The 25,974-nt window shown below is 63.4% G+C and carries 28 protein-coding genes and 1 riboswitch; of the genes, 13 read left to right on the top strand and 15 right to left on the bottom strand.

The genetic code is table 11. From position 1 onward, the window contains the following. Positions 1-16: 16 nt before the first annotated feature. Both G405_RS0111410 and G405_RS15885 read left to right on the top strand, forming a co-directional pair. Positions 17-595, top strand: a complete 579-nt coding sequence (locus G405_RS0111410) for a GNAT family N-acetyltransferase (protein ID WP_022701657.1) — start codon at positions 17-19, stop codon at positions 593-595. After that, on the top strand, positions 544-1,752 hold the full coding sequence (locus G405_RS15885) for an EAL domain-containing protein (RefSeq protein ID WP_022701658.1): 1,209 nt from the start codon (positions 544-546) through the stop codon (positions 1,750-1,752). Before G405_RS0111410 ends, G405_RS15885 begins: the two co-directional genes overlap by 52 nt. Before the next feature lie 37 nt (positions 1,753-1,789). On the opposite strand, the gene G405_RS0111420 is transcribed toward G405_RS15885, so the two are convergent. Both G405_RS0111420 and G405_RS0111425 read right to left on the bottom strand, forming a co-directional pair. After that, positions 1,790-2,026: a hypothetical protein gene (locus tag G405_RS0111420; RefSeq protein WP_022701659.1), complete on the bottom strand. Its 237-nt coding sequence runs from the start codon at positions 2,024-2,026 to the stop codon at positions 1,790-1,792. 9 nt (positions 2,027-2,035) lie between these two features. Further along, on the bottom strand, positions 2,036-2,620 hold the full coding sequence (locus G405_RS0111425; protein WP_022701660.1) for a YqgE/AlgH family protein: 585 nt from the start codon (positions 2,618-2,620) through the stop codon (positions 2,036-2,038). 122 nt (positions 2,621-2,742) lie between these two features. Between G405_RS0111425 and G405_RS0111430 the strand changes: the two genes are divergently transcribed. Further along, positions 2,743-3,225, top strand: coding sequence for a peroxiredoxin (locus G405_RS0111430; RefSeq protein WP_022701661.1), 483 nt, complete (start codon positions 2,743-2,745; stop codon positions 3,223-3,225). 65 nt (positions 3,226-3,290) lie between these two features. Here the strand turns inward: G405_RS0111430 and rnhA are convergent, their stop codons facing one another. From rnhA to ispH, 3 genes are read right to left on the bottom strand one after another with little or no spacing between them, the layout of a single operon-like run. Beyond that, on the bottom strand, positions 3,291-3,731 hold the full coding sequence (rnhA, locus tag G405_RS0111435) for a ribonuclease HI (RefSeq protein ID WP_022701662.1): 441 nt from the start codon (positions 3,729-3,731) through the stop codon (positions 3,291-3,293). 16 nt (positions 3,732-3,747) lie between these two features. Further along, positions 3,748-4,176 carry a DUF1801 domain-containing protein gene (locus tag G405_RS0111440; protein WP_022701663.1) on the bottom strand — a complete coding sequence of 143 codons (429 nt, stop codon included), beginning with the start codon at positions 4,174-4,176 and terminating at the stop codon, positions 3,748-3,750. Between the two features lie 21 nt (positions 4,177-4,197). After that, on the bottom strand, positions 4,198-5,142 hold the full coding sequence (gene ispH, locus G405_RS0111445) for a 4-hydroxy-3-methylbut-2-enyl diphosphate reductase (RefSeq protein ID WP_022701664.1): 945 nt from the start codon (positions 5,140-5,142) through the stop codon (positions 4,198-4,200). A gap of 99 nt (positions 5,143-5,241) precedes the next feature. On the opposite strand from ispH, the gene G405_RS0111450 reads away from it, so the two are divergent. Both G405_RS0111450 and argS read left to right on the top strand, forming a co-directional pair. Beyond that, positions 5,242-5,865, top strand: a complete 624-nt coding sequence (locus tag G405_RS0111450) for a hypothetical protein (RefSeq protein ID WP_022701665.1) — start codon at positions 5,242-5,244, stop codon at positions 5,863-5,865. A gap of 15 nt (positions 5,866-5,880) precedes the next feature. Continuing rightward, on the top strand, positions 5,881-7,644 hold the full coding sequence (argS, locus tag G405_RS0111455) for an arginine--tRNA ligase (protein WP_022701666.1): 1,764 nt from the start codon (positions 5,881-5,883) through the stop codon (positions 7,642-7,644). An 8-nt stretch (positions 7,645-7,652) separates the two neighbouring features. On the opposite strand, the gene G405_RS0111460 is transcribed toward argS, so the two are convergent. After that, a complete protein-coding gene (locus G405_RS0111460) occupies positions 7,653-9,686 on the bottom strand; it encodes a FlgO family outer membrane protein (protein ID WP_022701667.1) in 2,034 nt (677 codons plus the stop codon). A gap of 232 nt (positions 9,687-9,918) precedes the next feature. On the opposite strand from G405_RS0111460, the gene G405_RS0111465 reads away from it, so the two are divergent. The 7 genes from G405_RS0111465 (at position 9,919) to G405_RS15890 (ending at position 16,292) form a co-directional block, all read left to right on the top strand. Beyond that, positions 9,919-10,242, top strand: a complete 324-nt coding sequence (locus G405_RS0111465) for a UrcA family protein (RefSeq protein WP_022701668.1) — start codon at positions 9,919-9,921, stop codon at positions 10,240-10,242. A 325-nt stretch (positions 10,243-10,567) separates the two neighbouring features. Next, a riboswitch (glycine riboswitch) is annotated at positions 10,568-10,658 on the top strand. Positions 10,659-10,831: 173 nt separating this feature from the next. Then, positions 10,832-11,926, top strand: coding sequence for a glycine cleavage system aminomethyltransferase GcvT (gcvT, locus tag G405_RS0111470; protein WP_022701669.1), 1,095 nt, complete (start codon positions 10,832-10,834; stop codon positions 11,924-11,926). 33 nt (positions 11,927-11,959) lie between these two features. Further along, positions 11,960-12,325: a glycine cleavage system protein GcvH gene (gene gcvH / locus G405_RS0111475; RefSeq protein WP_022701670.1), complete on the top strand. Its 366-nt coding sequence runs from the start codon at positions 11,960-11,962 to the stop codon at positions 12,323-12,325. 98 nt (positions 12,326-12,423) lie between these two features. After that, positions 12,424-13,770, top strand: coding sequence for an aminomethyl-transferring glycine dehydrogenase subunit GcvPA (gcvPA, locus tag G405_RS0111480; RefSeq protein ID WP_022701671.1), 1,347 nt, complete (start codon positions 12,424-12,426; stop codon positions 13,768-13,770). A gap of 2 nt (positions 13,771-13,772) precedes the next feature. Continuing rightward, positions 13,773-15,353, top strand: coding sequence for an aminomethyl-transferring glycine dehydrogenase subunit GcvPB (gene gcvPB / locus G405_RS0111485; protein WP_022701672.1), 1,581 nt, complete (start codon positions 13,773-13,775; stop codon positions 15,351-15,353). A 142-nt stretch (positions 15,354-15,495) separates the two neighbouring features. Further along, a complete protein-coding gene (locus G405_RS0111490; RefSeq protein ID WP_156861485.1) occupies positions 15,496-15,819 on the top strand; it encodes a hypothetical protein in 324 nt (107 codons plus the stop codon). Positions 15,820-15,824: 5 nt separating this feature from the next. Beyond that, entirely contained in the window at positions 15,825-16,292 is a 468-nt protein-coding gene (locus G405_RS15890; protein WP_022701674.1) for a GNAT family N-acetyltransferase, read from the top strand. Between the two features lie 91 nt (positions 16,293-16,383). Here G405_RS15890 and G405_RS0111500 read toward each other — a convergent pair whose 3' ends face one another. From G405_RS0111500 to G405_RS15905, 9 genes are all read right to left on the bottom strand, one after another. After that, positions 16,384-16,878 (bottom strand): F0F1 ATP synthase subunit B family protein, encoded by a 495-nt coding sequence (locus G405_RS0111500; RefSeq protein WP_022701675.1) that lies wholly within the window; start codon positions 16,876-16,878, stop codon positions 16,384-16,386. A gap of 3 nt (positions 16,879-16,881) precedes the next feature. Continuing rightward, positions 16,882-17,427, bottom strand: a complete 546-nt coding sequence (locus G405_RS0111505; protein WP_022701676.1) for a F0F1 ATP synthase subunit B family protein — start codon at positions 17,425-17,427, stop codon at positions 16,882-16,884. A gap of 138 nt (positions 17,428-17,565) precedes the next feature. Further along, the gene (locus G405_RS0111510) at positions 17,566-17,793 is read right to left on the bottom strand and encodes a F0F1 ATP synthase subunit C (protein WP_009803216.1); all 228 of its coding nucleotides are present in this window, start codon (positions 17,791-17,793) and stop codon (positions 17,566-17,568) included. A 58-nt stretch (positions 17,794-17,851) separates the two neighbouring features. Continuing rightward, positions 17,852-18,628 (bottom strand): F0F1 ATP synthase subunit A, encoded by a 777-nt coding sequence (locus G405_RS0111515; protein ID WP_022701677.1) that lies wholly within the window; start codon positions 18,626-18,628, stop codon positions 17,852-17,854. A gap of 65 nt (positions 18,629-18,693) precedes the next feature. After that, positions 18,694-19,011: an AtpZ/AtpI family protein gene (locus tag G405_RS0111520; protein WP_022701678.1), complete on the bottom strand. Its 318-nt coding sequence runs from the start codon at positions 19,009-19,011 to the stop codon at positions 18,694-18,696. A 120-nt stretch (positions 19,012-19,131) separates the two neighbouring features. Then, complete coding sequence (smc, locus tag G405_RS0111525) at positions 19,132-22,569, bottom strand: chromosome segregation protein SMC (RefSeq protein ID WP_022701679.1); 3,438 nt, start codon at positions 22,567-22,569, stop codon at positions 19,132-19,134. Positions 22,570-22,706: 137 nt separating this feature from the next. Next, positions 22,707-23,429 carry a thioredoxin domain-containing protein gene (locus G405_RS16625; RefSeq protein ID WP_022701680.1) on the bottom strand — a complete coding sequence of 241 codons (723 nt, stop codon included), beginning with the start codon at positions 23,427-23,429 and terminating at the stop codon, positions 22,707-22,709. A 75-nt stretch (positions 23,430-23,504) separates the two neighbouring features. Then, positions 23,505-24,221 (bottom strand): thioredoxin domain-containing protein, encoded by a 717-nt coding sequence (locus G405_RS15900; RefSeq protein WP_022701681.1) that lies wholly within the window; start codon positions 24,219-24,221, stop codon positions 23,505-23,507. Between the two features lie 19 nt (positions 24,222-24,240). After that, positions 24,241-24,813, bottom strand: coding sequence for a DUF721 domain-containing protein (locus G405_RS15905; protein WP_160092104.1), 573 nt, complete (start codon positions 24,811-24,813; stop codon positions 24,241-24,243). Between the two features lie 38 nt (positions 24,814-24,851). Between G405_RS15905 and mutY the strand changes: the two genes are divergently transcribed. After that, on the top strand, positions 24,852-25,958 hold the full coding sequence (mutY, locus tag G405_RS15910; RefSeq protein ID WP_084683475.1) for an A/G-specific adenine glycosylase: 1,107 nt from the start codon (positions 24,852-24,854) through the stop codon (positions 25,956-25,958). Positions 25,959-25,974: the final 16 nt, after the last annotated feature.

Consider the following 25,974-nt stretch of genomic DNA (forward strand, 5'->3'; position numbering starts at 1 on the left):
CGAAGGACACCCCCAGATGGCGCTCTGGCGAGAAGACATGCAAGAGACGGTTTTGTGGTCCGAAGGGCTCAGGCTGCGCCATCCCCAACTCGACGATTACGAGGCCTGGGCCAAGCTGCGCTCGGCCAGCCGGGCGCATACCGAACCGTTTGAACCCGCCTGGGCGGAAGACGAGCTGTCCAAGTCCGCGTTCAAACGGCGTCTGCGCCGTTATCAGATCGATGTCGAGAACGGGACCGGCTATCCGTTTTTCATCTTCAGGGCGTCGGATGACGTGCTGGTCGGCGCCTGCAATCTCAACAATGTCCGCCGCGGCGTTCTGCAGGCGGCCGATATCGGCTATTGGATCGGCTCGCCCTATGTGCGCAAAGGCTATGCCCGCGCTGCTGTCCGGCGGGTGCTGGGGCATGCCTTCAACACCTTGCGCCTGCATCGTGTCGAGGCGGCGACCCGGCTGGATAACGACGCGTCACGCTTGTTGCTGATCTCGGTCGGGTTCACGCCTGAAGGCGTGTCGCGAGGGTATTTGAAGATCTACGGAGAATGGCGGGACCATCTGAAATTCGCCATCCTGAAGTCGGATCCGATCCGGTGACGGACCCCGCCGCGCTTCGTTCCTATCAAGACGCTGTCGCGGCGGCCGGGGCGTTGTCCGTTGAGATCGGACTTCTGAACGACACTTTGCATCTCGGGGGGCAAACCCCGTCACTCGGGCTGAGTGAGTTGAGCGTCGAGGGCGGTTTCAGCCAGCTTCGCAACAGGCTGGCCCCGCCGGATCAGCCGCGTCTGGACGTTCTTCGACGCGCCGGCGCTTGTGATCTGCGACTGCGAGTGCTCGGAGATGACCATCAGGTGCGCTATGTGCGGCTGATCGGGCAGGGCGATGCGATGACCTGGCGCGGCCTTATGCTGCCGGCGGGCGGTTCGGCGGGCGTGCGCGCCGACATGGATATGGAGACCGCCCTGGCTGAGGCGCTGCACGCCGGCGAGGTCTGCGCCTATTATCAGCCCGTGGTCGAGCTTGAAACGCGCGCTTTGGCGGGATTTGAAGCGCTGGCCCGGTGGGATCGTCCGGGGGTGGGCGTCTTGGGCGCTGAAGAGTTCATGCCGCTGGCCCAGTCCCATGGATATATCGAGGCTGTGGGCGACAATGTACGCGCCATGGCGGCGTTGGATCTGTCGGCCTGGCGCGCCGCGTTTCAAGGCCATCTGGACCTATTCGTCACCGCTAACGCCACAGCGACCGAAGTCAGCGCCCCTGGGTTTGCAGAGCGTCTGCTGGACGCGGTGAACGCGGCGGGCCTGCCGGCGGGCGGCTTCAAGCTGGAAGTCAATGAAACCGATGTGATGATGGACCCGGACGCGGCCGAACGCACGCTCAATGCGGTGCGTGATCAGGGCGTGCCGATCGTGCTGGATGATTTCGGCACCGGGTACTCCTCGTTGGCGCGTCTCGACCGGTTTGCCTTTGATGTGGTCAAACTCGATCAGTATTTCATTCGCGCCGCCCTGACGGACGGCTCCGCCCGGTCCATCATTTCATCCGTGGTCCGGATCGCCGAGAGCTATGGCATGCAAGTGGTCGCGGAGGGCGTGGAAACCGACGCGGCGCACGCCCTGTGTCTCGATCTCGGCTGTGATTATGGCCAGGGATTTTTGTATGCGCAGGCGCTCGCGCCACAGGATGCAGCCCGCGTCGTCACAGATGGGTTGAAAGGCCGGTTTCAGTGTGCCCGGACAACGGGCGTCTGAGCGGTTCAGGCGTCAGACAGTATCAGCTCGTCTGCGGCTAGAAATACCACAGCGCCTTGACGGAACCTGACGTCAACGCGAGCGGAAACAGAATAACCGCCATGCCCAGAACGCCAAAAACAAAGGCCTTCGCAACGGTGTTGCGGACCCGGGTGAGGCGAATCGATCGCTTGCGGTGTCTTTGCAGGGACATGCGATCACCGGACACGTCAGAGGGGAATTCCGTATTCATTGAACGGAATTCCGGCGCCAAGTCAACGGTGAATGTGGTCATTCGAAAATATTAGGCGTTGCCGCTGGCGGCGGTCAGAAATTCCGGCGTCACGCCCAGCTTGTTGAGCGCGCGCGCCCATTTGTCTTCGGGCTGGTCGTCGAAGATCAGGCTGTGATCGGCGTCCGCGACGAGCCAGGCGTTCAGGCTGATTTCGTCTTCCAGCTGACCCGCCGCCCAGCCTGCATATCCCAGCGCCATCAGCGCCCGGGCGGGCGCCGCGTCAGAGGCCAGCGCATTGAGGATTTCCTGCGTGGCGGTCAGCCCCAGATCCTCGCCGACCCGCTCCGTCGCCGGTCCGCACGCCACATCCAGCGTGTGCAGAACGAAACCGCGATCGCGATCCACCGGCCCGCCTTCCAGCACCGGCGCGTCCGCCGCCTGCGCGCCGCCCGCCACATCCAGCTGGTCCAGCAGGTCAGGCAATCGAAAGCCTGTCATCGGGCGATTGAGGATAATGCCCATGGCGGTCTCGGAATCGTGCGCGCACATATAGATCACCGTGCGGTCAAACCTGGGATCGCCGATCAAGGGGCTGGCGATCAACAGCTTTCCGCCCAGATATCCAGATTGGGTATGAGGTTGGGGCGCATCCATGCCCACAGCTTTTCCCCAAGCGCGGCGATTGTCCAGCCCTGCCCGCGTGCGCGCCGTCTTGTCGCGGGGCAGGGGGCGTCTTAAGTCTGGTGCCAGTCAACCGTCCCATCTGGAGCCTCCCCATGACCCTCAAAGCCGGCGACACCCTGCCTGACGTCACCTTCATGACCATGACCGCAGACGGCCCCCAGCCGATGAGCACTGATGACGTGTTCGCCGGCAAGCGCGTAGCGCTGTTCGCTGTGCCGGGCGCCTACACCCCGACCTGTTCAGCCAAGCACCTGCCGGGCTTCATCGAGAAAGCGTCCGAGCTTCAGGCCAAGGGCGTGGACCGGATCGCCTGCACCTCGGTCAATGACGTGTTCGTCATGGGCGCCTGGGGCAAGGACCAGGGCGCGGGCGCTGCTGTCCTCATGCTCGCGGACGGCAATGGCGATTTCGCCTCGGCGCTCGGCCTTGAAATGGACGGCTCGGCGTTCGGGATGGGAAAACGGTCCCAACGCTATGCGCTGGTGGTCAACGACAAGGTGATTGAGCACTTCTTCCTGGACGAGCCGGGCAATTTTGAAGTGTCCTCCGCCGAGCATGTGCTCAAGGCGCTTTAAGAGCCAGAGCGCCTGACCTGACACAGACCCCGGGCCGGCGCTTCGCCGGGCCGGGGTTTTCGGTTTTAAAGCGTTGAGATCGCGTCGCGCGCCAGCTGATCGGCGCGTTCGTTCTCGGGATGGCCGGCATGGCCCTTCACCCATTCCCAGGTGACGTCATGCTTTGACGCGATCGCATCGAGCCGCTTCCAGAGGTCGTCATTCTTGACCGGTTTCTTTGCGGCGGTTTTCCAGCCGTTCCGCTTCCAGCCGTGAATCCACTTGGTCACGCCGTCACGCACATAGGTGCTGTCTGTGACCAGCCGCACTTTGGAGGGCGCTTTCTTCAGCGCCTCCAGAGACGCGATCGCCGCCATCAGCTCCATGCGGTTATTGGTGGTGTCCGCTTCAGCGCCGGACAGCTCTTTTTCATGGCCATTCCAGTGCAGGATCGCCCCCCAACCGCCGGGGCCGGGATTGCCCGAACAGGCGCCGTCCGTGTGGATGTGAATAATGTTGTCGGCCAAGTCGGACTCTCAAAAGCTAGCTGGGCGTGACGGGCCATTTGCGGCCCAGATCCTCAAGCCCGGCTTGAATGAGTTCGCTCAGAACGTCCAGATCAACATCCGCCAGCTTTGACACATACAAGCAGCTCTTTCCGGTCTTGTGCTTGCCCAGCCGGCTCAGGATGTCTGAATAATCGGCATAGCCGGGCATGATGTAGATCGACAGATTGGTCTTGCGCGGGCTGAAGCCGGTAGCGAGGAAATCCCCCTCCCGTCCGCTGTCATAGCGATAATGGTAGGCTCCAAAACCGATCATGCTGGGCCCCCACATCCTGGGCGACCAGCCCGTGACGCGCTGGAACAGGGCGTTGAGCGCTTGCCCGTCCTCACGCCGACGTTCAGGTTCGACGGCGCTCAGGAATGTGTCGACGTCAACGGGCGTGGGCTGGGTCTTGTTCTGGGTCATGCGCGCCTCCTGACGGAGAGCCTACGCCACTTCCTTGGGCAGTTTGAAGACCACATTTTCCTCCGCCACCCGCACTTCGCGGATATGCAGGGTGTAGCGGCGCGCCAGGGCGGACAGCAGGCCCTCCACAAGTTCTTCGGGCGCGCTGGCGCCGGCGGAGACGCCCAGACGTTCCACGCCGTCCAGCCAGGACCAGTCGATCTCTTCGGCTTTCTGAACCAGATGCGCAGCCTTGGCGCCCGCGCGTTCGGCCACTTCCACCAGCCGCACCGAGTTGGACGAGTTGGGCGCGCCGACGACCAGCACCAGGTCGGCGCCTTCGCCGATGGCTTTCACCGCCGCCTGACGATTGGTCGTGGCGTAGCAGATGTCTTCCTTGTGCGGCGCGGCGATATTCGGAAAGCGCTTTTGCAAGGCGGCCACGATGTCGGCGGTGTCGTCGACGGACAAGGTGGTCTGGGTGACGAAGGCGATATTGTCAGGGTCTTTCGGCTCGAAGGTTTGAGCGTCCTCCACCGTTTCGATCAAATGCATCACGCCGTCGGGTAGCTGACCCATGGTGCCGATCACTTCGGGATGGCCGGCATGACCGATCAGCAGGATTTCCTGTCCGGATTTGTGATGACGCTGCGCCTCCACATGCACCTTGCTCACCAGCGGGCAGGTGGCGTCCACATAAAGCATCTCGCGGCGAGCGGCCTCGGCGGGGACGCGTTGCGGCACGCCATGAGCTGAAAACACCACCGGGCGATCGTCAGGACATTCGTCGAGCTCCTTGACGAACACCGCGCCCATAGCCTCCAGCCGATTGACCACATGTTTGTTGTGAACGATCTCATGACGCACGAAAACCGGCGCGCCATAGCGCTCGAGCGCTTTCTCCACAATCTGAATCGCACGATCCACACCGGCGCAAAACCCGCGCGGAGAGGCCAGCTGGACGGTCAAGACGGGTTTGTCGGTCATGGATTTCCTCTGCGGGGAAAGGCGGCGGGGCGTTGCCCTGTCCGCGCGCGCGTCGTACAGACTGCTCTAGCAGACACCGTGCGCCCCGCGAAGGGGGGCATGCCGTCCTCTGAGATGGTTCGCCATCCGAACGCCTTGAGGTTATTCATGCGCCTGTCCGTTCTGAGCCTGTCCGTCGCTGCTCTGGTCCTGTCCGGGTGCTCCACCCTGCGTGACACCATTTCGGAGCCGGATCCCAATCCGGGGCCCTGCCCGAACGCGCTGGCGCTGTATGACGCCCACCGGCTGGTGGAAATCAATGGCGAGACCGCTGTCTTTGAAAATGTGGGGTTCACCGGCGAGATTCTCAATGTCGCCAGCAATTGCCGTTACACCGATCGCAACGCGGATCCCATCGAGATGGAGATGGGCGTGCGCCTGGGATTTGGCCGCGGACCGGCGGCGCAGGGCATGACCAAGACCTATGAGATGTTCGTGGCGGTCACCCGGACGGACCGGGTTGTGATTGAGCGCCAGACCTTCCCCATCACCGTGACGTTCGAGCCCGGTGAAGATCGTGTGGAAGTGATCGAGGAGTTCAACTCCATTTCCCTGCCGCGCGTGTCACCGACCACTTCGGGCTCCAACTATGAAATTCTGGTGGGCTTTGAGCTGACCGATGAACAGCTGGAATTCAATCGCAGCGGTCTGCGCTTCCGTGTCCGGGCCGGGCAAGACGATTAAAATATTCGAGACGTTATGACTTCGATTGTCGAACAACTGACCAGCGCTGTCGGCGCTGCGTTCGAGGCCGTGGGCCTTTCCGCCGATCTGGGGACGGTGTTTGAATCCGACCGTCCCGATCTTGCGCCCTATCAGTGCAATGGCGCCATGGCGGCGGCCAAACAGGCCAAGAAAGCCCCGCGCGCCGTCGCCGAAGACGTGAAGGCTGAGCTCGACGCGCAGCACCCGGAGCTGGAGATCGAGATCGCCGGGCCCGGCTTTCTCAACATCACCCCGGCCAGCACGCTCTACGCGATCCGCGCCCATGGCCTGGCGGACGACGCCCGTGTGGGCGGCCGTCAGAGCGCGGCCCCCAAGCGGGTGATGATTGATTTCGGCGGACCGAACGTGGCCAAGCCCATGCATGTGGGCCATTTGCGGTCATCGGTGATCGGCGACAGCCTGCAGCGCCTGATGCGCTTTCGCGGTCATGACGTCACCTCCGACATCCACCTGGGTGATTGGGGCCTTCAGATGGGCCATCTGGTCACCGAGCTGCAGGATGAGCAGCCGGACCTTGTCTATTACGACGCTGATTTCACGGGGCCGTATCCGGACGAACCCCCGGTGACCATCGACGATCTGGCGCGGCTCTATCCGCAGGCCTCCGCCAAGGCCAAGGATGACCCCGAGCGGAATGCGCGTTCGCGCAAGGCGACCGCTGAACTGCAGGCCGGGCGACCGGGCTATCGCGCGCTGCTGCGCCATTTCATCAATGTGTCGATTGCGGCGCTGAAAGATGATTTCGGCGCGCTGGGCGTTCATTTCGACCTGTGGAAGGGCGAAAGCGACGTCAATGATCTGATTCCGGGGCTGGTCGAGGACTTCAAGGCGCGCGACGTGGCCGAGCAGAGCGACGGCGCCTGGATCGTGCGCGTCGCCCGTGAGGACGACAAGAAAGAGCTGGCGCCGCTGATCCTGGTCTCAAGTCAGGGCTCGGCGCTTTATGCGACCACCGATCTCGCGACCATTCTGGATCGCAAACAGCAGCAAAACCCCGAGCTGACCTTTTATGTGGTTGATCTGGGCCAGTCTGATCACTTCGAACAAGTCTTCCGCGCCGCCTATAAGGCCGGCCTTGCGGAAGAGGGCGCGCTGGAGCACGTGAAGTTCGGCACGGTGAACGGGACCGACGGCAAACGTCTGCGCACCCGCGCCGGCGGCACCTTCCGTCTGGCCGATCTGATCAGTGAAGCCCGCGAGCGGGCGCGGGCGCGCCTGAACGAGGCGGGGCTGGGCGCACAGCTGACTGAAGACGAGTTTGAAGATGTGGCGCGCGCCGTGGGCAACGCCGCGATCAAGTTCTCCGATCTGCAGAATGTGCGCACCACCAACTACATCTTTGATCTGGACCGCTTTGTCAGCTTTGAAGGCAAGACCGGGCCGTATCTGCAATATCAGGCCGTGCGCATCAAATCGCTGCTGAAGAAGGCCGGCGAGCAGGGGATCAAACCCGGCGCGGTGACGATATCGGACAAGGCTGAGGCGGCGCTGATCCGTCGTCTGGACGCGTTTGAAAGCGCACTTGGCCGCGCCGAGCGGGACCGGGCCCCGAACGTGTTGTGCGAACACGCCTATGGGCTGGCGCAAGCGTTTTCGGGCTTTTACGCCGCCTGTCCGATCCTGCCGGAAAAGGACGAGGCCATTCGCGCCTCGCGCCTGACCCTGGCCGGGACCACGCTCACACAGCTCGAGATCGTGCTCGGCCTGATTGGAATTGACGTGCCCGAGCGGATGTAAAAAGCGCGTCAGGCGGGCGGGCACCGTACGGCCGGCTGCGTGGGTTCCGTCAGCCGTCCGCCAGCCTCCACCAGAGCTGCGGACAGATGCTCAAAGCGCGCCGGGTCAAAGGACGGATCGTTCAATAACAGGGTGCGCAACCTCGACGGCGGCGTGCCGGGGGCGTCAAGCTCAAGCAAGCGGCCATAGGCGGCGTCATCATCGCCAAGGGCTCGGTAGGCGTACCAGGCGACTATGAAAGAGCGGGGATGGTTCGTCATCTCCGCGGCGATCGGGACAGCCTCCTCACGATTTCCATCCGCGCAGAACTGATTGAGCCGTATGCTCATCTGGGCGATCCGTCCAACCTGGCTGGCTTCAATTCGAGCCGCGACCTCACGTGCTTCATCAACCGCGTCGATGAAAAGGAACGCCCAATGGGCCTCCACCAAAGCGACGCCGAAGAACGGGTGGTCGGTCAGGGTTTCGCGCGAAAGGGTCGCGGCAAATTCGAAATCCCGCGATTTTCGGGCATGCTGAATCAGCAGGCTTCGGTTTGTCGCATCCTCACGCGGGATAATCTCTGCAAGCCGTCGTATGACCTGTTGCGCCTCTTCATGTCGGCCCAGCATTACAAGGGTGTTGCTGTGCTGGAAGTTGGCGTCAATATCGTACGGGCGTGCTGTCAGATAGGTCGCGAGCGCCTCACGCGCAGCATCCAGTTCAAACAGTTCAAAGTCTCGCAATGCACGATAGGACGCCGCTTCAATCGGGTCGCGAGCGGCGGCGATGGCGGCATCCATGCGCGCCGCATATTCCTGTCTGTACGCCTCTCCGCTCAGGGCGTCTGCGCGCATCACCAGGGACGGCGTATTGGAATATTTGAACACGAGCGCAGACGCTGCATGGGCCTGAGCGAAGTCCGGATCGATTGAACGCGCCCTGTCGAGCAAGGGCTGCGCCCGGCTCCAGGACTCAGAGCGTCCGGTCTGCCAGAACTGCGCCATCAGGGCTTGCCCTCGCATATACGCTTCATAGGCCGCGATTGACTCCGTCCCTACTGAAGCCATGCGCACGAGCGTATCCGGATCAAGCGCGGTATCGAGTGTGTTCGCCACGGCTGTCGCAATGTCAGTCTGAAGGCTGAGCAGATGATTGAAGTCGCGGTCATAACTCTGTGACCAGACCTGCGCCCCGTCACTCGCGCTAACAAGCGAGACCGTGACACGGACCTGATCGCCTGAAATGCGCACTGTGCCTTCCAGGATGTTCGCCACGCCGAGATGATGGGCGATGTCTTGAAGGTCTTGGCTGTCCTGGGACGCGGTAAACGTCGCACGCCGAGAAGCAACACGCAGGTCCGATACTCGGGTCAGGGCGCTGGTCAGTTCTTCTGACAAGGCGTTTGCGAACCAGGCTGTGTCGTCTTCCGCGCTCAGATTTTCAAAATCGAGCACGGCCACCGAGCGGTTTATCGCGGATGTGGCCGATGTCCGCTCGCCTAGAAAGACACTGGCCGCCAATACGATCACAAGTCCAAGCCCGGCAATCCCTGCGATGAGCCAAGAGGGAGGGAGCCGGCGAAAAGGTGAGTCAGCCAAGGGCGTTGCGGTCTGGGTTGCGATTGCTGCACGCGATTCACGTTGCTCTGGCATTGAGAGGTCTGCGCCGGTTGTGGGCGATGGTTCGGGCAGTGACCTTTTCGCCTGCACATCTGCGATGAAACGATAGCCCCGACCATGTTCGGTTTTGACCCATAAGGGGCGTCTGGCGCTATCGTTGAGGGCTCTTCTCAGATCGCGCACAGCCGTTGTCAGCACCGCATCGGAGACAGCGCGACCTTCCCATACAAGTTCGATCAACCTGTCTTTGGCCAGAAGCTGCATGGGGTGCCGCATAAGCGTGTGCAACAGGGTGAAACTGCGCCCGCCGAGTTCAATCGGCTTGCCATCCAGCAGAACCCTGGACCCGACCGGATCAAGGGACAGCCGTCCGCCTGCCAGAAGCAGCGGCGCAGCGTTCGCCTCTGCGTCAGTTGCATCCTTATGTGTCGTGTCGGTCAACGCCGCGCCCCCTGAAGTCAGCATGTTCGGCGATTGTAGTCAGAGTGCAGGGCGATGCACGGTTTTTGCTCCTCATAATTAGAAAAAAACCTCAATTAAAATAGCATCTTATAATTTTTCAGGACTGGCGCATATCACGCTCAGGATTTGTGGCGTGGCTCAGACCAGTCTCGCTCTCGTCATCTGGACAGGCCGCGCTCTCGCCGGCTCAACAAACGCAGGAGAGTACCGAATGATCTCTGTCAGAACCCTTGTCGCCGCCGCTGTCACGGCTGTTGTGATCTGCGCCCCCTCAAACGCCCAGACATTCAACTTTGAGTATGATCGCTGGATGCTGTCATCACCGGAAGGACGCGAAATGGTCCTGGACCGGCTCGCAAACCAGGTCGAGCGCTATTGCAATGTCCATGACGCACGTGGGCTGCTGGATGTGCGGATCGCCCGCGATTGCCAGGCGCGCACCACGGCGCAAGCGCTTCAGCAAATGAATGATCCGCGCGTTGTCGCCCTGCATCAGGAGCGGGTGCGCCGTCAGAACGTCATCGAGCGGACCTAGATCCGGGTGCGGTTCCAGCGCGTCCGGTTCTCCCCGCGCGCGCTGTGTGGGCCGCGCCTTCTTCTCTTCAAAGACCCACCCTTAGGTCAGAGAAGGCGCGGCCCACTTTCGGCTTTTGCAGGGCCTGTCCGATCCCGCCCGGACCGAAGCAAGGTCAAGCCAGACATGAATTGCGGCCCGTCTTCTGGCGGGCCGTTTCATGCGCAGCTGCGGGAACAAAAGCTTATGCTGCAGCGCCCAATCGCGATTGACTCATATCCGTCAAACGCTAGGTTTGCGCGTCGGTGCAGACCCGCCGTGAGGCGCGCTGCAGCGGGGATACATGAGGTCACTTGCGGGAGAGACCGGCCGAAGACGCCGGCGCCGAAGGCGCAACCGCCCCGGAAACGCTCAGGCTAACGGACCGCAAGCCTAAGACCTAACGCTGGAAAGCGGGCGCTGACGTTCAGACGCCCCACCGAAGGAGCAATGCGCGCGCCTGTTTTTGAAGGCGCGACGCGGGAATCTCTCAGGTCATCAAGACAGCGGGGGCGATTCGGAGCCGGCATGAGCCGCGCGACGCACGCAACCCGCATGCTTGAGGCCAGACATGACCGACACGCTCAACCGCACGCCGCTTTATGATCTTCACGTCGAACTGGGCGCCAAAATGGTCCCGTTCGCCGGCTATGAGATGCCCGTCCAGTATGACGGCGTCATGGCCGAGCATAATCATACGCGCGAGGCTGCGGGCCTGTTTGACGTCTCCCATATGGGTCAGGCGCGGCTGATCGGCGATGAAAGCGCGCTTGAGAAGCTGATTACGGCGGACCTTGCGGCGCTGCCGCAGGGCGAACAGAAATACACGCTGCTCCTGAACCCTGAAGGCGGGGTCAAGGACGACCTGATGGTCTCCCGCCCCGATGATGAAGGGCTGTTCCTGGTGGTGAACGCCGCCTGCAAGCGCTCTGACTTTGATTACATCATCGAGGCGACTAAAGGCGTCGCCGAGCTGGTCGAGCTTGATGGCCGCGCGCTTCTGGCGCTGCAGGGCCCGCAGGCGGGCGCCGTGATGGCCGACCTTTGCCCGGACGCGGCGAAGATGGTGTTCATGCAGGCGGGCTGGTTTGAAATCGACGGCCTGCGCCTGATGATTTCGCGCTCGGGCTATACCGGCGAGGACGGGTTTGAAATCTCCGTCGCCAACGAACACGCCAGCGATTTCGCCCGCAAGCTTCTGAGTGATGAGCGGGTCAAGCCGATCGGTCTGGGCGCGCGCGATTCCCTGCGTCTGGAAGCCGGTCTGTGCCTGTACGGCCATGACATGGATGAGACGACTTCGCCCATCGAGGCCGGTCTGATCTGGGCGGTGGCCAAATCGCGTCGCGAGCGCGCCGATTTCCCCGGCGCTGCGCGCATCCTGAAAGACATCGCCGAAAAGCCCGCGAAAAAGCGCGTGGGTCTGGCGCTGAAAGACCGCGCCCCGGCGCGTGAAGGCACCGAGATCGCCGTGAATGGCGAGATTGTCGGCGTCGTCACTTCGGGCGGATTTGGTCCGACTGTCGGCGCTCCCATCGCGATGGGCTTTGTGCGCACCGATCTGTCGGCGCCCGGCACGCAGGTTGATTTGATGGTGCGCGGCAAGGCGCGCCCGGCTGAAGTGGTGAAAACGCCCTTCGCGCCGCATCGTTTTTATCGCGGTTGATCCCGCACGATTTCGCTCTGGAGGAGACGTCTGATGAGCACCCGATTTACCAAAGACCATGAATGGATCCGTGTTGACGGCGAAGAAGGCGTCGTGGGCATCACCGCCTACGCCGCCGAACAGCTGGGCGATGTGGTGTTTGTCGAGCTGCCCGAAGTGGGCAAGACCGTCTCGGCGGGCGATGAGCTGGCCGTTGTGGAAAGCGTGAAAGCCGCTTCTGAAGTCTATGCGCCGGTGTCGGGCGAGATCATCGCCGTCAACGAGCTGCTGGAAGGCGAGCCCGCCAAGGTCAACGAAGCGCCGGACGGCGAAGGCTGGTTCGTGAAGATCAAGCTGTCTGACAAGAGCCAGCTCGACGCCATGATGGATGACGCGGCCTACGCCGAACACATCAGTTAAGCCTCGACGCCGGACGGCGTCGATCTACATGCAGCGACTAGACCGGCGGCTCGACTTCAGAGCCGTCCGACCTGCTTTATGAAGGAAGGTGGATCGCCATGCGCTATCTCCCGCTGACCGACGCTGACCGGGCCGAGATGCTCGATACGATCGGTGTGGATTCTGTCGACGCCCTGTTTGAGGACGTGCCCCAGAAGGTGCGCCTGGACGGGCCGGTGGACCTGCCGCTCCACAAGAGCGAGATGGAGGTCGAGCGCCTTCTGACAAAGATGTCGCGCAAGAACGTCGCCGCGTCCGAAGCGCCGTTCTTTGTGGGGGCGGGCGCGTACAAGCACCACATTCCCGCCAGCGTGGATCATCTGATCCAGCGCTCGGAATACCTCACCAGCTACACGCCCTATCAGCCGGAAATCAGCCAGGGCACGCTGCAGACCCTGTTTGAGTTTCAGACCCAGGTCGCGCTCCTGACCGGCATGGAAGTGGCGAACGCCTCCATGTATGACGGCTCGACCGCGTGCGGCGAGGCGGTGCTGATGGCGTGCCGGATCACCAAGCGCTCCAAGGCGATCCTCAGCGGCAATCTGCATCCTCACTACGCCGCCGCGACCCATACGCTGGCCAAATACATGGATATCGAGATCCGCGACGATGCGGCCAAGCCGGGCGGGTTGGACGATATCGCCGCCGATATCCCTGATGATGTGGCGTGCGTCGTGGTGCAGAACCCCGACGTGTTCGGCCAGGTCCATGATCTTGAGCCGATCGCCAAGGCCGCCCACGAGAAAGGCGCGCTGCTGATCGCGGTGTTCACCGAGGCGGTGTCGCTGGGCCTGATGAAAACGCCCGGCGCCATGGGCGCGGACATCGTGGTCGGCGAAGGCCAGTCCATCGGCGTCGGCCTGCAGTTCGGCGGCCCGCATGTGGGTCTGTTCGCCTGCCGCGGCGATCGCAATTTCATCCGCAACCTGCCCGGCCGTCTGGCGGGCGAGACCGTGGATGCGGACGGACGCCGGGGCTATGTGCTGACGCTGTCCACGCGTGAACAGCATATCCGCCGCGACAAGGCGACCTCCAACATCTGCACCAATTCCGGCCTGATGACGCTCGCCTGGACGATCCACATGTCGCTTCTGGGCGATACCGGGCTTCGCACCATGGCCCAGCTGAGCCATGAGAAAGCCTGCGAGCTGGCGGACCGTCTGAGCGCGATTTCCGGCGTGGAGCTGGTCACCGACGCCTTCTTCAACGAGTTCACCCTGCGCCTGCCGAAGAAGGCGGCGGACGTGGTGGAAGCGCTGGCGGACAAAGGCGTTCTGGGCGGGGTTCCCGCCAGCCGGCTGTATCCGGGCGAGGGCTATGACGATCTGCTGATCGTCGCGGCCACTGAAACCAACACCGAAAGCGATCTCGACGCATTCGAAGCGGCTCTGAAAGAGGTGCTGTAATCATGGCGATGAATACTCAAGGCCGTCCGTCCCGTCCGCTGCATACGCCTGATCCCGGCGCATACGAGGACACGTTCTCAGGCTCCAAAGGGCTTGATCAGGCGGAACCGCTGATCTTTGAGCGGCAGACCTATGACAAGACCGGCGTTGATTTCGAGGCGCCCAAGGGCAAGCCCTCGCGTCTGGGCGCGCTGGAGCGCGAGGGCGATCTGGGCCTGCCGGGCCTGTCCGAGCCTGAAGCCATGCGCCATTATGTGCGCCTGAGCCGGAAGAATTACGCCATTGATATCGGGCTCTACCCGCTGGGCTCGTGCACGATGAAGCACAATCCGCGTTTGAACGAGAAGCTGGCGCGCCTGCCGGGCTTCTCCGACATTCACCCGCTGCAGCCGCAATCCACGGTTCAGGGCGCGTTCGAGCTGATCGGCGAGCTGGCCCATTGGCTGATGACGCTGACCAACATGCCCACCGTCGCCATGAGCCCGAAAGCGGGCGCCCATGGCGAGCTGTGCGGCATGATGGCGATCCGCGCGGCGCTCGACGCCCGCGGCGAGAGCCATCGCCGGCGCGTGCTGGTGCCTGAGAGCGCGCACGGCACCAACCCGGCCACCGCCGTCCAGTGCGGTTTCCATTGCGACGACATCCCCGCTGGCCCTGATGGCCGCGTGGATATGGAGGCGTTCAAGGCCAAGCTTGGGGATGACGTGGCGGCGATCATGCTGACCAACCCCAACACCTGCGGCCTGTTTGAGCGCGACATCCGCGAGATCGCCGACCTGATGCACGAGGCGGGCGGGTATTTCTATTGCGACGGCGCCAACTTCAACGCCATTTCTGGCCGGGTGCGCCCGGGCGATCTGGGCGTCGACGCCATGCACTTCAACTTGCACAAGACCTATTCCACGCCCCATGGCGGCGGCGGTCCCGGCTCCGGCCCGACCGTGCTGTCTGACGCGCTGGCGAAATTCGCGCCGCTGCCGTTCGTCATCAAGGATGGCGACAGCTGGCGCATGGTCGAGGACGAGGCGGACGCCAAGGCCCAGGGCGCTGAGCCGTTCGGCCGCATGGTCGCTTTCCATGGTCAGATGGGCATGTTCACCCGCGCGATGAGCTATATGCTCAGCCATGGCGCGGATGGCCTGAAAATGGCCAGCGAGGATGCCGTGCTGAACGCCAACTATGTGTTGGCGCGCCTGAAAGACGTCATGACGCCGTCCTTTGACGGGCTGTGCATGCACGAAGCGCTGTTTGACGACCGCTTCCTGAAAGACACCGGCGTCACCACGCTCGACTTTGCGAAAGCCATGATCGATGAGGGCTATCACCCCATGACCATGTACTTCCCGCTGGTCGTGCACGGGGCCATGCTGATTGAACCGACCGAGTCTGAATCCAAGGCCAGCGTGGACCGGTTCTGTGACACGCTGGAGGCATTGGCTCACGCGGCGAAAGCGGGTGAAACCGAGCGCTTCACCGCTGCGCCGCGGTTTGCGCCAGCCAAACGTCTGGATGAGACCCGGGCCGCCCGTCAGCCTGTCCTGCGCTGGACGCCGCCCTCTGATGAGGTGCAGGCAGCGGAGTAAGACCGAACTCGATATGAGGGCATTGCGCCACACTGCCCTGAAATCGACATTTCCAGCTGCAAGAATGTGAGAGTCGCCATCCGGTACGGGTTGAACCGGATGGCGGCCGCCTCGACATTAGCGTACGAGGTATGGATTGAGCGTGGAAAACGACAAGGTAGATCCCAAGGTGGCGATGAACGACACCCCCAACGGTTGGGCGCGAAACGGCGTCAATGGCGTGACCAGCGTTCTGTTGGTGGTGTTGCGCGCGATTGCCGTGGCTTTGGCGATCTTTCTGCTGGCGATCTCCATCCCGCTGTTTTTCCTGCCTATTCCGCTTGGTCTGCCGCTGGCCATCATTGGTCTGATCCTGCTGGCGATGACGTCCAAGCGCGCCCACACCTTCATCACCGACTGGCTCAAGCGCCATCCCGGTGTCTGGGAGCGGGTCAAGCACATCTTCGACCGGTTCCATAAGGACTAGGAGAGATGGGCTTTACCGGCTTGCGGCTGGTGAGGTCGCTTGAGGATATCCCACTCTCCCCGACGTCTTCGCCTGACCTCGTCATACGACCTCTCGACTTCCAGCACGAAGCGGCTGCCGCCAGAGCCTTGCTCAATCACGCCTATCGTGGCGGAGAGGGGGAACGTCTGGAGGCCGAGGACTGGCGCCAGTCTGTGCAGAGCGACGCAGAATTTGATCCTGAATTATGCCTTGTGGCGATAGACACGGGCTCTGAAACGCTTGCAGGCGTCATACAGGCGTGGACCACAGGGTTCATCAAGGATCTGGCTGTCGATGACGCCTGGCGAACACAAGGCGTCGGCGCGGCCCTGGTGGCCGAGATTGGCGAGCGCTTGGCGGCGAGGGGGCTAGAAGAGATCAGCCTCAAGGTCGTTCCCGGCAATCTGGGAGCGATCGCGTTCTACGAAGCCTTGGGGTTTGAGCGCGCCTGAGCGGGCTGCTTCGATACACACCGGATGATTTCAGACACAAAAAAGCCCGCGAGCATTTCGCGGGCTTTTTAAGATCGTCATGTCGAGGCTGTTAGTTCAGCTGGTCCTTCAGGGCCGCGGTGTCGGCTTTCAGAAGGGCGTTGCGCTGGGTCTTGCTCAGCTTCTTGGACAAGAGGTGCTGCGCGGCCTCGATCGCCAGATCGGCGGCCAGGGCTTTGACTTCCTTGGCGGCCTGAGCCTCGGCCTGAGCAATGCGCTGTTCCGCCATGGCGGTGCGACGCTCGACGCGCTGGGCGATTTCGCTCTTGGCGTTCTCGCGCAGATATTCAGCTTCCGCCTTGGCCTGCTTGATGATCGCTTCAGCTTCAGCCGCGGCTTCAGTCTGCTTGCGCTCATAGGTGGCCATCAGCTCCTGCGCTTCTTCGCGCAGGCGGCGGGCTTCATCGAGTTCCTTGCGGATCAGGTCCGCGCGGTCATCGAGCGCCTTGCCGATCATTTTCGGCGCGCCCACAAAGATGATCACGACGAAGAACAGGATCAGGCCGACAAAGGCCCAGAAGCTGGTGTCAGACAGGAGGTAGTTCATGACTTACTCCTTCACCGCTGCGACGGCTTTGGCGGCGTCATCATCAGACACCTCAAGACCGGCCAGGTGCTCGACGGCGACCAGGGCGGCGCCAGCCGCAATGGAGCGCACTTCGCCAAGAGCCGCGTCGCGAGAGGCGCGAATGCGGGTCTCTGACTCGTCCAGCTTGGCGTCCAGCTCGGCGTCCGCCTTGCGGATGGCGTCAGCCACTTCAGCGTCCGCTGAGGCTTTCGCTTCTGCAGCCACCGAATGCGCCTTGGCGCGGGCGTCCGCCAGGGATTTCTCGTAGGCGCGAACGGTCTCGTCAGCCTGCGCTTTCAGTTGCGCGGCGGTGTCGAGATCGTCAGCGATGCGATCGCGGCGTTCTTCAATGGCCCCGCCGATACGGGGCAGGACAAAGCGGCTCAGCAGGACGTACAGGACGAAAAAGCTGATCGCCAGCCAGAACAGCTGCGATGCGAAATAGGTCGGGTCGAAGGGCGGGAACGCGGCTTCCGCTGCGTGTCCGGCGCCTTCGGCGTATTCAGATTGGGACTCCGGCGCCAGCACGGCGGCCTCCCTTGCGCAAAGGCTAAACTAGCCCGAGCTTACCGTAAGCTCGTAGCCTGTAAAACGCTCCAAGCCGGAATGACGCAACGACGGATCGTGCGCCTTCCGGCCGGAACGAGGACTGCTTGGTCGGTGGTCTTAGACCACGAACAGCAGCAGCAGCGCGATGAGCAGCGAGAAGATGCCCAGCGCTTCAGTCACGGCGAAGCCGAAGATCAGGTTGCCGAACTGGCCCTGAGCTGCGGACGGGTTGCGCAGGGCGCCAGCCAGGAAGCTGGAGAAGATGTTGCCCACGCCCAGAGCGGCGCCCAGCATGCCGAAGGTGGCCAGGCCAGCGCCAATGTATTTCGCGGCTTCCGCTTCCATGTTGATACTCCTCGTAGGTGGTCGGTGCGGATGGATAGGTAAGGTCTTGTCGAACGCCCTAGTGACCAGGGTGCAATGCGTCCGAAAGGTAGATGCAGGTCAGAACGGCGAACACGTAGGCCTGGAGGAACGCCACCAGGAATTCCAACGCGGTCAACGCCACGACCATGATCAGCGGAGCGACAGCGCCAAGAATGCCCAGCGCACCCACAGATCCCAGCATGATGATAAAGCCGGCGAACACTTTCAGAAGAATGTGTCCCGCCAGCATGTTGGCGAACAGACGAACCCCCAAGGTCACCGGACGTGACAGGAACGAGATGATCTCGATCGGGGTCAGAAGAATGTAAAGCGGCCACGGCACGCCGGACGGGAAGAACAGCGAGAAGAATTTCAGGCCGTGCTTGTAGACGCCATAGCCGATCACGATCGCCATCACCACAAGCGCCAGCGCGAAGGTGACGATGATGTGGGAGGTGAAGGTGAAGCCGTGGAAACCCGGAGCCGGGAAATACGGCAGCATGCCCAGCATGTTGCCCATCAGGATGAAGGCGAACAGGGTGAACACGAAGGGGAAGAATTTCAGACCGGCGTCGCCCGCGGTTGAGCGGATCATGCCGGCGACGAATTCATACAGAAGCTCGGCGACTGATTGGGACCGGCCCGGCACCAGCGCGCGCTTGGACATGGCCAGGGACAAAAGCCCGGCTACCATCACCACGGACACAACCATGAAATAGCTGGAGTTCGTGAATGAGAGATTCCAGCCGCCGATGGAAAAATCGGCGATCGAATGGATCTCGAACTGTTTGATCGGGTTCGTCGCGTCAGCCACACCCGGCCCCTTGTGCTACGGCGCGCGCGCCGCGTTTCTAACTTCAAACCCGTGCGCCGGATGCCTCAGGATGAGGCGTCGTCGCTCTGGTTCATGCTCTGCGCAGCGCGAACTACATTTAAAGTGCCCGCTGCGAAACCCAATAATACACCCGTCAGCAGGCCCCAAGGGGTCCAGTTGAAGAACTGGTCGGTCAAATAACCCAGACCAGCCCCCACGAGAACCCCCCCAGCGAACTCCGTTCCGTAGCGAACGCCCTGACCCCAGCCCGAGGCTTTGGTCTCAGCTTCCTTCACCCGACGCGCCTCAAGCTTGGCGTTCAAACGCCGCTCGAAGTCGTTGGGATCGGGTGCGTTCTGGTTCAGTTCGTCTCGATGAGCCATGATGACAGACGGCTACCAGGAGGTAGTCCCGGTAGGCGCGCGCACCCTATAAGCGGTCCCAGACCCTGTCAAGCAAGGTTGCGGACAAGTTAACGCGCTGATTTTTAAGGGGCTTCACTATTATTCCGCAGCCAGCATCTCTTCAGCCGAGCTCAGATTGACCGAGACGAGCTGCGAGACGCCCCTTTCGCCCATGGTGACGCCGAACAGACGGTTCATCCGGCTCATGGTCACCGGGTTGTGGGTGATGACCAGAAAGCGCGTTTCGGTCATGGTCCGCATCTGTTCGAGCATGGCGCAATAACGATCCACATTGGCGTCATCGAGCGGCGCGTCCACCTCGTCGAGCACGCAGACCGGCGCGGGGCTCACCAGGAACACCGCAAAGATCAGCGCCGTGGCGGTCAGCGCCTGCTCGCCGCCGCTCATCAGGCTCATCGTCTCCATCTTCTTGCCCGGCGGACAGGCGAAGATCTCAAGCCCGGCTTCCAGCGGATCATCATTCTCGGTCAGGCGCAGCTCCGCCGCGCCGCCGCCGAACAGGGTTTCAAACAGGGTGCGGAAATGGCCGTCGACCACTTCAAAGGCGTCCAGCAGCCGCGCCCGGCCTTCCCGTGACAGGGTGTCGACAGCCTTGCGCAGGCGCGCGACCGCTTCCAGCAAATCGTCACGCTCCTTGGACAACCGGGTGCGTTCAGCATCCAGCTCGCGCGCTTCTTCGTCCGCGCGGAGATTGACCGCGCCCAGGCGCTCGCGGGTCAGCCGGGCGTCATCCAGACGGCGCTCCAGCTCATCGGACGACAGCTCCGCAAACTCGCTGCCCGCCGCGCGGCGCTCCAGCACGCGCGGCTCTTCGCCGGTGGCGTCTTCAAGCCGTTCTACCGTTTCGGTCAGCCGTTCTTCGGCCGCTGTCAGGCGAGCGGCGGCGGCGGCGCGCGCTTCACGGGCGGTGGCGCTGATCTTTTCCGCTTCCCGTAAAGCGGCGTCGGCTTCGCGCTGCAGCGATTCGGCGTTCAGAACGGCTTCGCGTGCGGTTGCGGCTTTTGATTCGGCTTCGGTCAGCGCATCCAGAATGGCGTCGCGCTGGCCTTCCAGCGTTTCAGGCTGGGTGGAGGCGGCTTCAAGGGCCGCTTCGGTGTCGGCGATCTGGGTTTTCAGCGCCTCGACCTGATCGGACGACCGGGTATGACGGCGGTCCCAGTCCGCGGCTTCACGCTCCAGCGAGGCGATGCGATGACGGCGCCCCTGGGCTTCGCGTTTCACCGATTCAAGCGCCGCGCGGGCGTCGGCGGCTTTGCCGCGGGCGCGATCTGCGCGCGCACGGGCGGCGGTCAGCGCGTCCTGGCCGTCATCATCTTGCGCAATCTCGGCCTGGGCCTGTTGGGCCGCGAGATGCAGCTTGCGGGCGGTTTCAAGCCGGCTTTGCGCGCGTCCGACCGATTCCACCAGACCGGCGCGCCGCGCCTCGGCGCGCGCCGCCTGGGCGCGGGCGGCGGACAGGGCCTGCTCGGCGTCCCGGCGCTGGTTTTCAGCCTGTTTGAGGGTGGAGCGCGCCTGGTTCAACGCCGCATCCGCGTTCAGGCGGGCCTGTTGCGCCTCCTCGGCGGCGGTCTGAGAGCGTTCAGCGCCCCGACGCGCGGTCTCAAGCTGGGGCGTCAGTTCAGAGAGCCGATTGCGGGTTTCCAGCCGCACAGCCGCCGCGGAGGGCGCGCCCGCCTCGCTGGCGAAGCCGTCCCAGCGGCGCAGGGCGCCGTCCAGCGTAACCAGCCGTTGACCGGGCGACAGCCGGGCCGCCAGCGCATCCAGCGCTTCGGCTTCGACCACGCCCACCGCTTTCAGACGCGCCTGCAGCGCGGCAGGGGCTTCAACATGATCAAGCAAGGGCGATGCGCCCTCGGGCAGGGCGGGCGGATCAATATCTGCGCCTTGCCATCGCCGGGCGGCGCTGGCGCTCAGGCCCGCCTCCAGATCGTCGCCGAGCGCGGCCGCCAGCGCTTGCTCATACCCCGCTTTGGCGCGCACCTGATCGAGCGCCCGGTCTTCAGCGTCAGAGGTGTCTAGAAGGCGCTCAAGCCCCGCGATCTCACGCTCCAGCGCGCGTGCATCGGCCTGGGCCAGCTGCACCTCTTCGCGAGCGGTCTGGGCGCTTTCACGTGCTGTGTCCGCCTGCGCTTCAAGCTCGGTGAGCTGACCGGCGAGCGCTTCCGCGTTGCGGGTCGCGTCATCCACGGCGCCTTGAAGCCCGTCAAGATCGGGGCCGACCACATCATCAAACCGGTCAAGCGTCGCTTTTGCGTTATCCGCTTCCGCTTCCAGCGTGCGAACCTGTCGCTCGGCCTGATCCAGTTCCCGCTGAGCGCCGTCGCGCTTGGCCTTGATCTGGGCGACGGCGTTGGCGGCGGCGTCGAGCGCGTGTTCCGCCTTGGCGCGGTCCTTGTCCGCATCATCCAGCACCGCTTCGGCGCGGCTCTGAGCGTCTGCGTCATGGGCGGCCTGATCGCGCGCCTGTTTGAGCTGACCGTGCAGGCGTTCGCGGGCGGTGCGCGCTTCATCCAGAAGTTCGGTTTCGCGGCTCTGGGTCTGCCTCAGTTCCACAAGGCGCGCCTGGTTGCGCTCGATGGCGGCGCGGGCGGCCTCGATATCGCGGTCCAGCTGGTCACGTGCGCGTTCGGTATGACGCAGCGCCGCGGCGGCTTCGGCCTCGGCCTCGCGCAGGGGCTGGACAGCGCTTAGCGCTTTTTCCGCTTCGATCATGGCGCCCGCAGATGCGCGCAGCGCAAGCTCGGCCTCGGCCTCGGTTTCTTTCAGGCGCGCGCGAGTGGTTTCGACGGCTTCACCGGCCTCTTTCCAGCGCCGCATCCAGAGCAGGGCTTCAAAATTGCGGATCGTCTGGGATAGGTCGCGATAGCGGCCCGCCTGCTTGGCCTGACGCTGTAACGCGTTGTGGCGGCTGTCGAGATCCTCGACGATCTCCAGCAGCCGGTCGAGATTGGTCTCGGCGGCGTTGAGCTTGAGTTGCGCTTCACGGCGGCGGGCGCGCAGACCGGCGACGCCGGCGGCCTCTTCCAGCACGCGGCGGCGGTTTTCAGGTTTGGCGTTGATCAGCTCGCTGATCTGGCCCTGCCGCACAAGGGCGGGCGAGTTCGCGCCCGTGCCGGCGTCTGCGAACAGCAACTGCACGTCCTTGGCGCGGACGTCCTCGTCATTGATCGTATAGCCAGAGCCCTTGCCGCGTGTGATGCGGCGGACGACCTCAAGCGTGTCATGCTCGTTGAAGCGGGCGGGCGCGCGTCGGTCGGAATTGTCGACGACCAGTGTGACTTCGGCGTGATTGCGGGCGGGCCGGCTGTCGGTGCCGGAGAAGATCACATCTTCCATGCCGCCGCCGCGCAGGGATTTGGCGGAGGTGGCGCCCATCACCCATCGCAGGGCTTCAAGCAGGTTGGATTTACCGCAGCCATTGGGACCGATAATGCCGGTCAGTCCGGCGTCGATCCGCAGCTCGGTCGGGTCAACAAACGATTTGAAGCCGGCCAGGCGCAGCTGGGTGAACTTCAACCTCAGACCTCCACTGGCGCTGATCGCCGGTTTTCCGGTCTGTCAGTCGCCGCCATCCCTGCCGAAAGCGTTTTCGGCTCAAACCTTTCGCAGGCGATCTGAGGGGAGACCGCCTGCAAAAGGTCTGCGCGGGAAGGCTAGCCCTCCGCACGCGCTTTGAATAGGGCGATGATTCGGTCCCAGGTGTCGCGGTCAAATTGAGCCGGGATTTCGCCCTCGTCGTCCGTGAGGACTTCGCCGTTCACGGCGTAGACCTGACCATTGGCGCTGTTCTGGGCGTCGAGCATCTGACCGTTGATGATGAAAGAAGGGGTCGCGCCGATGCCATCGCGCACGGCCTGGTCATTGGCGTCTTCCACCGCTTGCAGAATGTCCTGATTGGTCATGCAGGCGCGGAATTCCTCGTCCGTGAAGCCGGCGGTGCGGGCGATGGTCTGAAACTGGCCTTGGGCGTTGCCTTGCTGCATGGCGCTGAACAGGGCGCGTTGCTGCTCAAACAACAAGTCGATCACATCAAGATACTGATCTTCGGGCGCGCAACGGGCCAGCATGAAGCCGGCGCGGGCCAGATTGGGCTGGCCGGTCAGCATTTCGCGGAAGACAAAGCGCACATCACCGCGCTCAACGCCGTCATCGATGGCGGGTTTGCCCTGTTCGTAAAACGCGCCGCAGCCCCCGCAGGACGTGGAGGCGTATTCGATGATCGTGACCGGCGCATCGACCGCCCCAACGGCGCGGTCGCCTTCGCGCTCATAAGAGGAGCGTCCATCCGGGGCGTCGCCGCCTGAACAGGCGGTCAGCATCACGGCGCCGACAGCGGCGGCGGCGAGGGTGAGGGCGCGGCGGGTGAAAGTCGTCACGGGTTGAACTCCAATCGGTGTGTCTGGCCGGGCCCTGGGGCGCCGGGGTCTTGCGTTTGCGGCAGCTTAGCGGTCTCAGCCGCCCTTATACAGCGTGATAATGCGACGGAAGGTGTCAGCCTCGAGATTGGCCGGGATTTCGCCGTCTGAATCGGTCAGCGGCGCGCCGTTCACCGTGTAGACATAGCCGGCTTCGCCTTGCTCGGCGATCAGCCGGTCGCCATTGATGATGAAGTACGGAGTGGAGCGCACGCCGTCTTCCGCAGCCATGCGGTTGGCGGTTTGCACAGATCCGATCGCGTCCTCATTGGAGAAGCAGGCGGTGACGTCTTCCGGGCTGAAGCCGAAGCCGGCGGCGATCTCTTCATAGCGAGACTGGGCCGTCCCCTCCTGCATGGCGGCCACAATCGATCCCAGATTGGCGAACAGGGTGTCGACCACCTCGAAATATTGATCATCCGGCGCACAATAGGCCAGCGCGAAACCGGCAACCGCGATATTGGGCGGGCCGGTGATCACCTCGCGGAAGACAAAGCGGACATCGCCTGCTTCAATCGCCTCGCGCACGGCAGGGTAGCCGGTCTCTTGAAATGTCGCGCAATGGCCGCACGCGACCGAGCCGTATTCGATAAACGTCACCGGCGCGTCGGCGTCGCCTTTCACATGGTCGGTGTCGCGCACCAGTCCGGCCTGGGCTTCGGTCAGTGTGGTGGCGTTCTGCGCCAGAGCGCCGCCAGAGAGAACCAGGGCGGCGGCGAGCGCAGTCAGGCTGCGGCGAGTGAGTGAAAGCACGAGGCGTCTCCAGTTTGCGTCAGTCGCTTGATGATGTAGGCGGCAAGCGCACGCCTTCACGGCGTTCAATCTCTTTGCGCCAGTTTTCCAGCGTTTCTTCAAGGGTCAGCGTTCGTTTTGACTCAGCTTTGACCTTCACAATCCGGTCAGGTCGGGCTTTGGCCTTCTTCGGTTCTGGGTTGAGCGGACCTTGAATGATCTTGAGTTTTTGGGGCTTTTTTCCTGAATAGGTCGCCACTCGCGCCAGGATTTGCGCCGATTGCGCTTCCACCAGCGCCGCCGCCGGGCCGCGGGCGCGGATCACCAGAGCGCCGCCCTGATATTTCTCGGGACGGGTGAATTGAGCCAGCTGGGGACCAACGATTTCGCTCCACTGCGCGTCCAGCTCATGCCGGGTGGGACCGGAAAACTGTTTCGCCAGCGGTTTGATCAGCGCGTTGACGGCGCGGCCGGCCGTGGGCGGCGGCTTGATGGCCGGGCGCCCCCGATGCTCTTTCATCCACTCCGCCGCCTCCGCCTGGTCGCGCGGATCGCCGGTGCGGCGGGCGATGAGATGCCGGTTAGGCGTTGACGTGCGGGGCGGTCGCTTCATGGTGCGCAGCATCGCGCCCGCAGCCGCTGCTGGCAAGCATGAGAGAACACGCCGTGCCCGAGTTTGAAATCCCGGATCTGCCCGCAGCCCCCATGCGCGCCGCACTGCTGGACTGGTATGACCGCGAAGGCCGCAGCCTGCCCTGGCGCATCCGGCCTGACGACCGGGCGGCGGGCGCCATCGCTGATCCCTATGCGATCTGGCTGTCGGAAATCATGCTGCAGCAGACAACGGTTCCTCACGCCACGCCCTATTGGGAGCGGTTTTTAGAGCGTTGGCCACAGGTGAGCGATCTGGCGGCGGCGCCGCGAGAGGATGTCCTGGCGGCCTGGGCGGGGCTGGGCTATTACGCCCGCGCCCGCAATCTTCACGCCTGCGCGCAGGTCGTCGCGTTTGAGCTGGACGGTGTTTTTCCATCCGACCTCAAGGCGTTGCTGGCGCTGCCGGGGGTGGGCGATTACACCGCCAACGCCATTCGCGCCGCCGCCTTTGACCAACCCGCCAGCGTGGTGGACGGCAATGTGGAACGGGTGCTGACCCGGCTGGTGCGGATGCCGACGCCGCTGCCGAAAGCCAAACCGCAGATCAAGGGAATCGCTTCGGGCCTGGCTTCGCCGAAGCGTCCGGGAGATTACGCCCAGGCGATCATGGATCTGGGCGCCACAGTGTGTTCGCCCAAATCACCTGATTGCGCGATCTGTCCGTGGTCGGGCTGGTGCGCGGCGCGCGCTGAAGGCGATCAGACCCGCTACCCGCTGAAAGAGAAGAAGAAACCCAAGCCGGTGCGCCGCGGCGCCTGTTTTCATGTGCTGCGCGAGGGCGCAATCTGGCTGCGTCGCCGCCCTGAAACCGGGCTCTTGGGCGCCATGATGGAAGTGCCGGGCACGGACTGGGGCGACAACGCGCCGTCAGAGGCGGAGCTTGAGAGCGCGGCGCCGTTTGAGGCGGACTGGCGAAACGCTGGACAGGTGCGCCATGTGTTCACGCATTTCGCGCTGGAGCTGGATGTCTTGTGCGCGACCGCGCCTGAGGGTTGGACGCCGGACGAGGGCGTCTGGGCGCCCGTGCGCGACCTGAAAGAGGCGGGGCTGCCCAGCGTGATGATGAAAGCGGCGAAGCTGGGGCTTGAGACGCGGCTGCTCTGACAGCACGACGCCCGCC

It is taken from the genome of Oceanicaulis alexandrii DSM 11625, assembly GCF_000420265.1.
In the GTDB taxonomy this organism is placed as follows: domain Bacteria; phylum Pseudomonadota; class Alphaproteobacteria; order Caulobacterales; family Maricaulaceae; genus Oceanicaulis; species Oceanicaulis alexandrii.

Excerpts from the sequence above, each read along its gene's own strand:
- ispH (WP_022701664.1), bottom strand. The coding sequence starts at position 5,142 with ATGACCGACAAACCCGTCTTGACCGTCCAGCTGGCCTCTCCGCGCGGG.
- gcvT (WP_022701669.1), top strand. The coding sequence starts at position 10,832 with ATGACCGACACGCTCAACCGCACGCCGCTTTATGATCTTCACGTCGAA.
- G405_RS15890 (WP_022701674.1), top strand. The coding sequence starts at position 15,825 with ATGGGCTTTACCGGCTTGCGGCTGGTGAGGTCGCTTGAGGATATCCCA.
- G405_RS15885 (WP_022701658.1), top strand. The coding sequence starts at position 544 with ATGGCGGGACCATCTGAAATTCGCCATCCTGAAGTCGGATCCGATCCG.
- G405_RS0111510 (WP_009803216.1), bottom strand. The coding sequence starts at position 17,793 with ATGGAAGCGGAAGCCGCGAAATACATTGGCGCTGGCCTGGCCACCTTC.
- G405_RS0111520 (WP_022701678.1), bottom strand. The coding sequence starts at position 19,011 with ATGGCTCATCGAGACGAACTGAACCAGAACGCACCCGATCCCAACGAC.
- gcvPB (WP_022701672.1), top strand. The coding sequence starts at position 13,773 with ATGGCGATGAATACTCAAGGCCGTCCGTCCCGTCCGCTGCATACGCCT.
- gcvH (WP_022701670.1), top strand. The coding sequence starts at position 11,960 with ATGAGCACCCGATTTACCAAAGACCATGAATGGATCCGTGTTGACGGC.
- gcvPA (WP_022701671.1), top strand. The coding sequence starts at position 12,424 with ATGCGCTATCTCCCGCTGACCGACGCTGACCGGGCCGAGATGCTCGAT.
- G405_RS0111425 (WP_022701660.1), bottom strand. The coding sequence starts at position 2,620 with ATGGATGCGCCCCAACCTCATACCCAATCTGGATATCTGGGCGGAAAG.
- G405_RS0111465 (WP_022701668.1), top strand. The coding sequence starts at position 9,919 with ATGATCTCTGTCAGAACCCTTGTCGCCGCCGCTGTCACGGCTGTTGTG.
- G405_RS0111410 (WP_022701657.1), top strand. The coding sequence starts at position 17 with ATGGCGCTCTGGCGAGAAGACATGCAAGAGACGGTTTTGTGGTCCGAA.
- mutY (WP_084683475.1), top strand. The coding sequence starts at position 24,852 with ATGAGAGAACACGCCGTGCCCGAGTTTGAAATCCCGGATCTGCCCGCA.
- G405_RS0111500 (WP_022701675.1), bottom strand. The coding sequence starts at position 16,878 with ATGAACTACCTCCTGTCTGACACCAGCTTCTGGGCCTTTGTCGGCCTG.
- G405_RS0111450 (WP_022701665.1), top strand. The coding sequence starts at position 5,242 with ATGCCGTCCTCTGAGATGGTTCGCCATCCGAACGCCTTGAGGTTATTC.
- G405_RS0111430 (WP_022701661.1), top strand. The coding sequence starts at position 2,743 with ATGACCCTCAAAGCCGGCGACACCCTGCCTGACGTCACCTTCATGACC.
- G405_RS0111420 (WP_022701659.1), bottom strand. The coding sequence starts at position 2,026 with ATGACCACATTCACCGTTGACTTGGCGCCGGAATTCCGTTCAATGAAT.
- G405_RS15905 (WP_160092104.1), bottom strand. The coding sequence starts at position 24,813 with ATGAAGCGACCGCCCCGCACGTCAACGCCTAACCGGCATCTCATCGCC.
- argS (WP_022701666.1), top strand. The coding sequence starts at position 5,881 with ATGACTTCGATTGTCGAACAACTGACCAGCGCTGTCGGCGCTGCGTTC.
- G405_RS0111440 (WP_022701663.1), bottom strand. The coding sequence starts at position 4,176 with ATGACCCAGAACAAGACCCAGCCCACGCCCGTTGACGTCGACACATTC.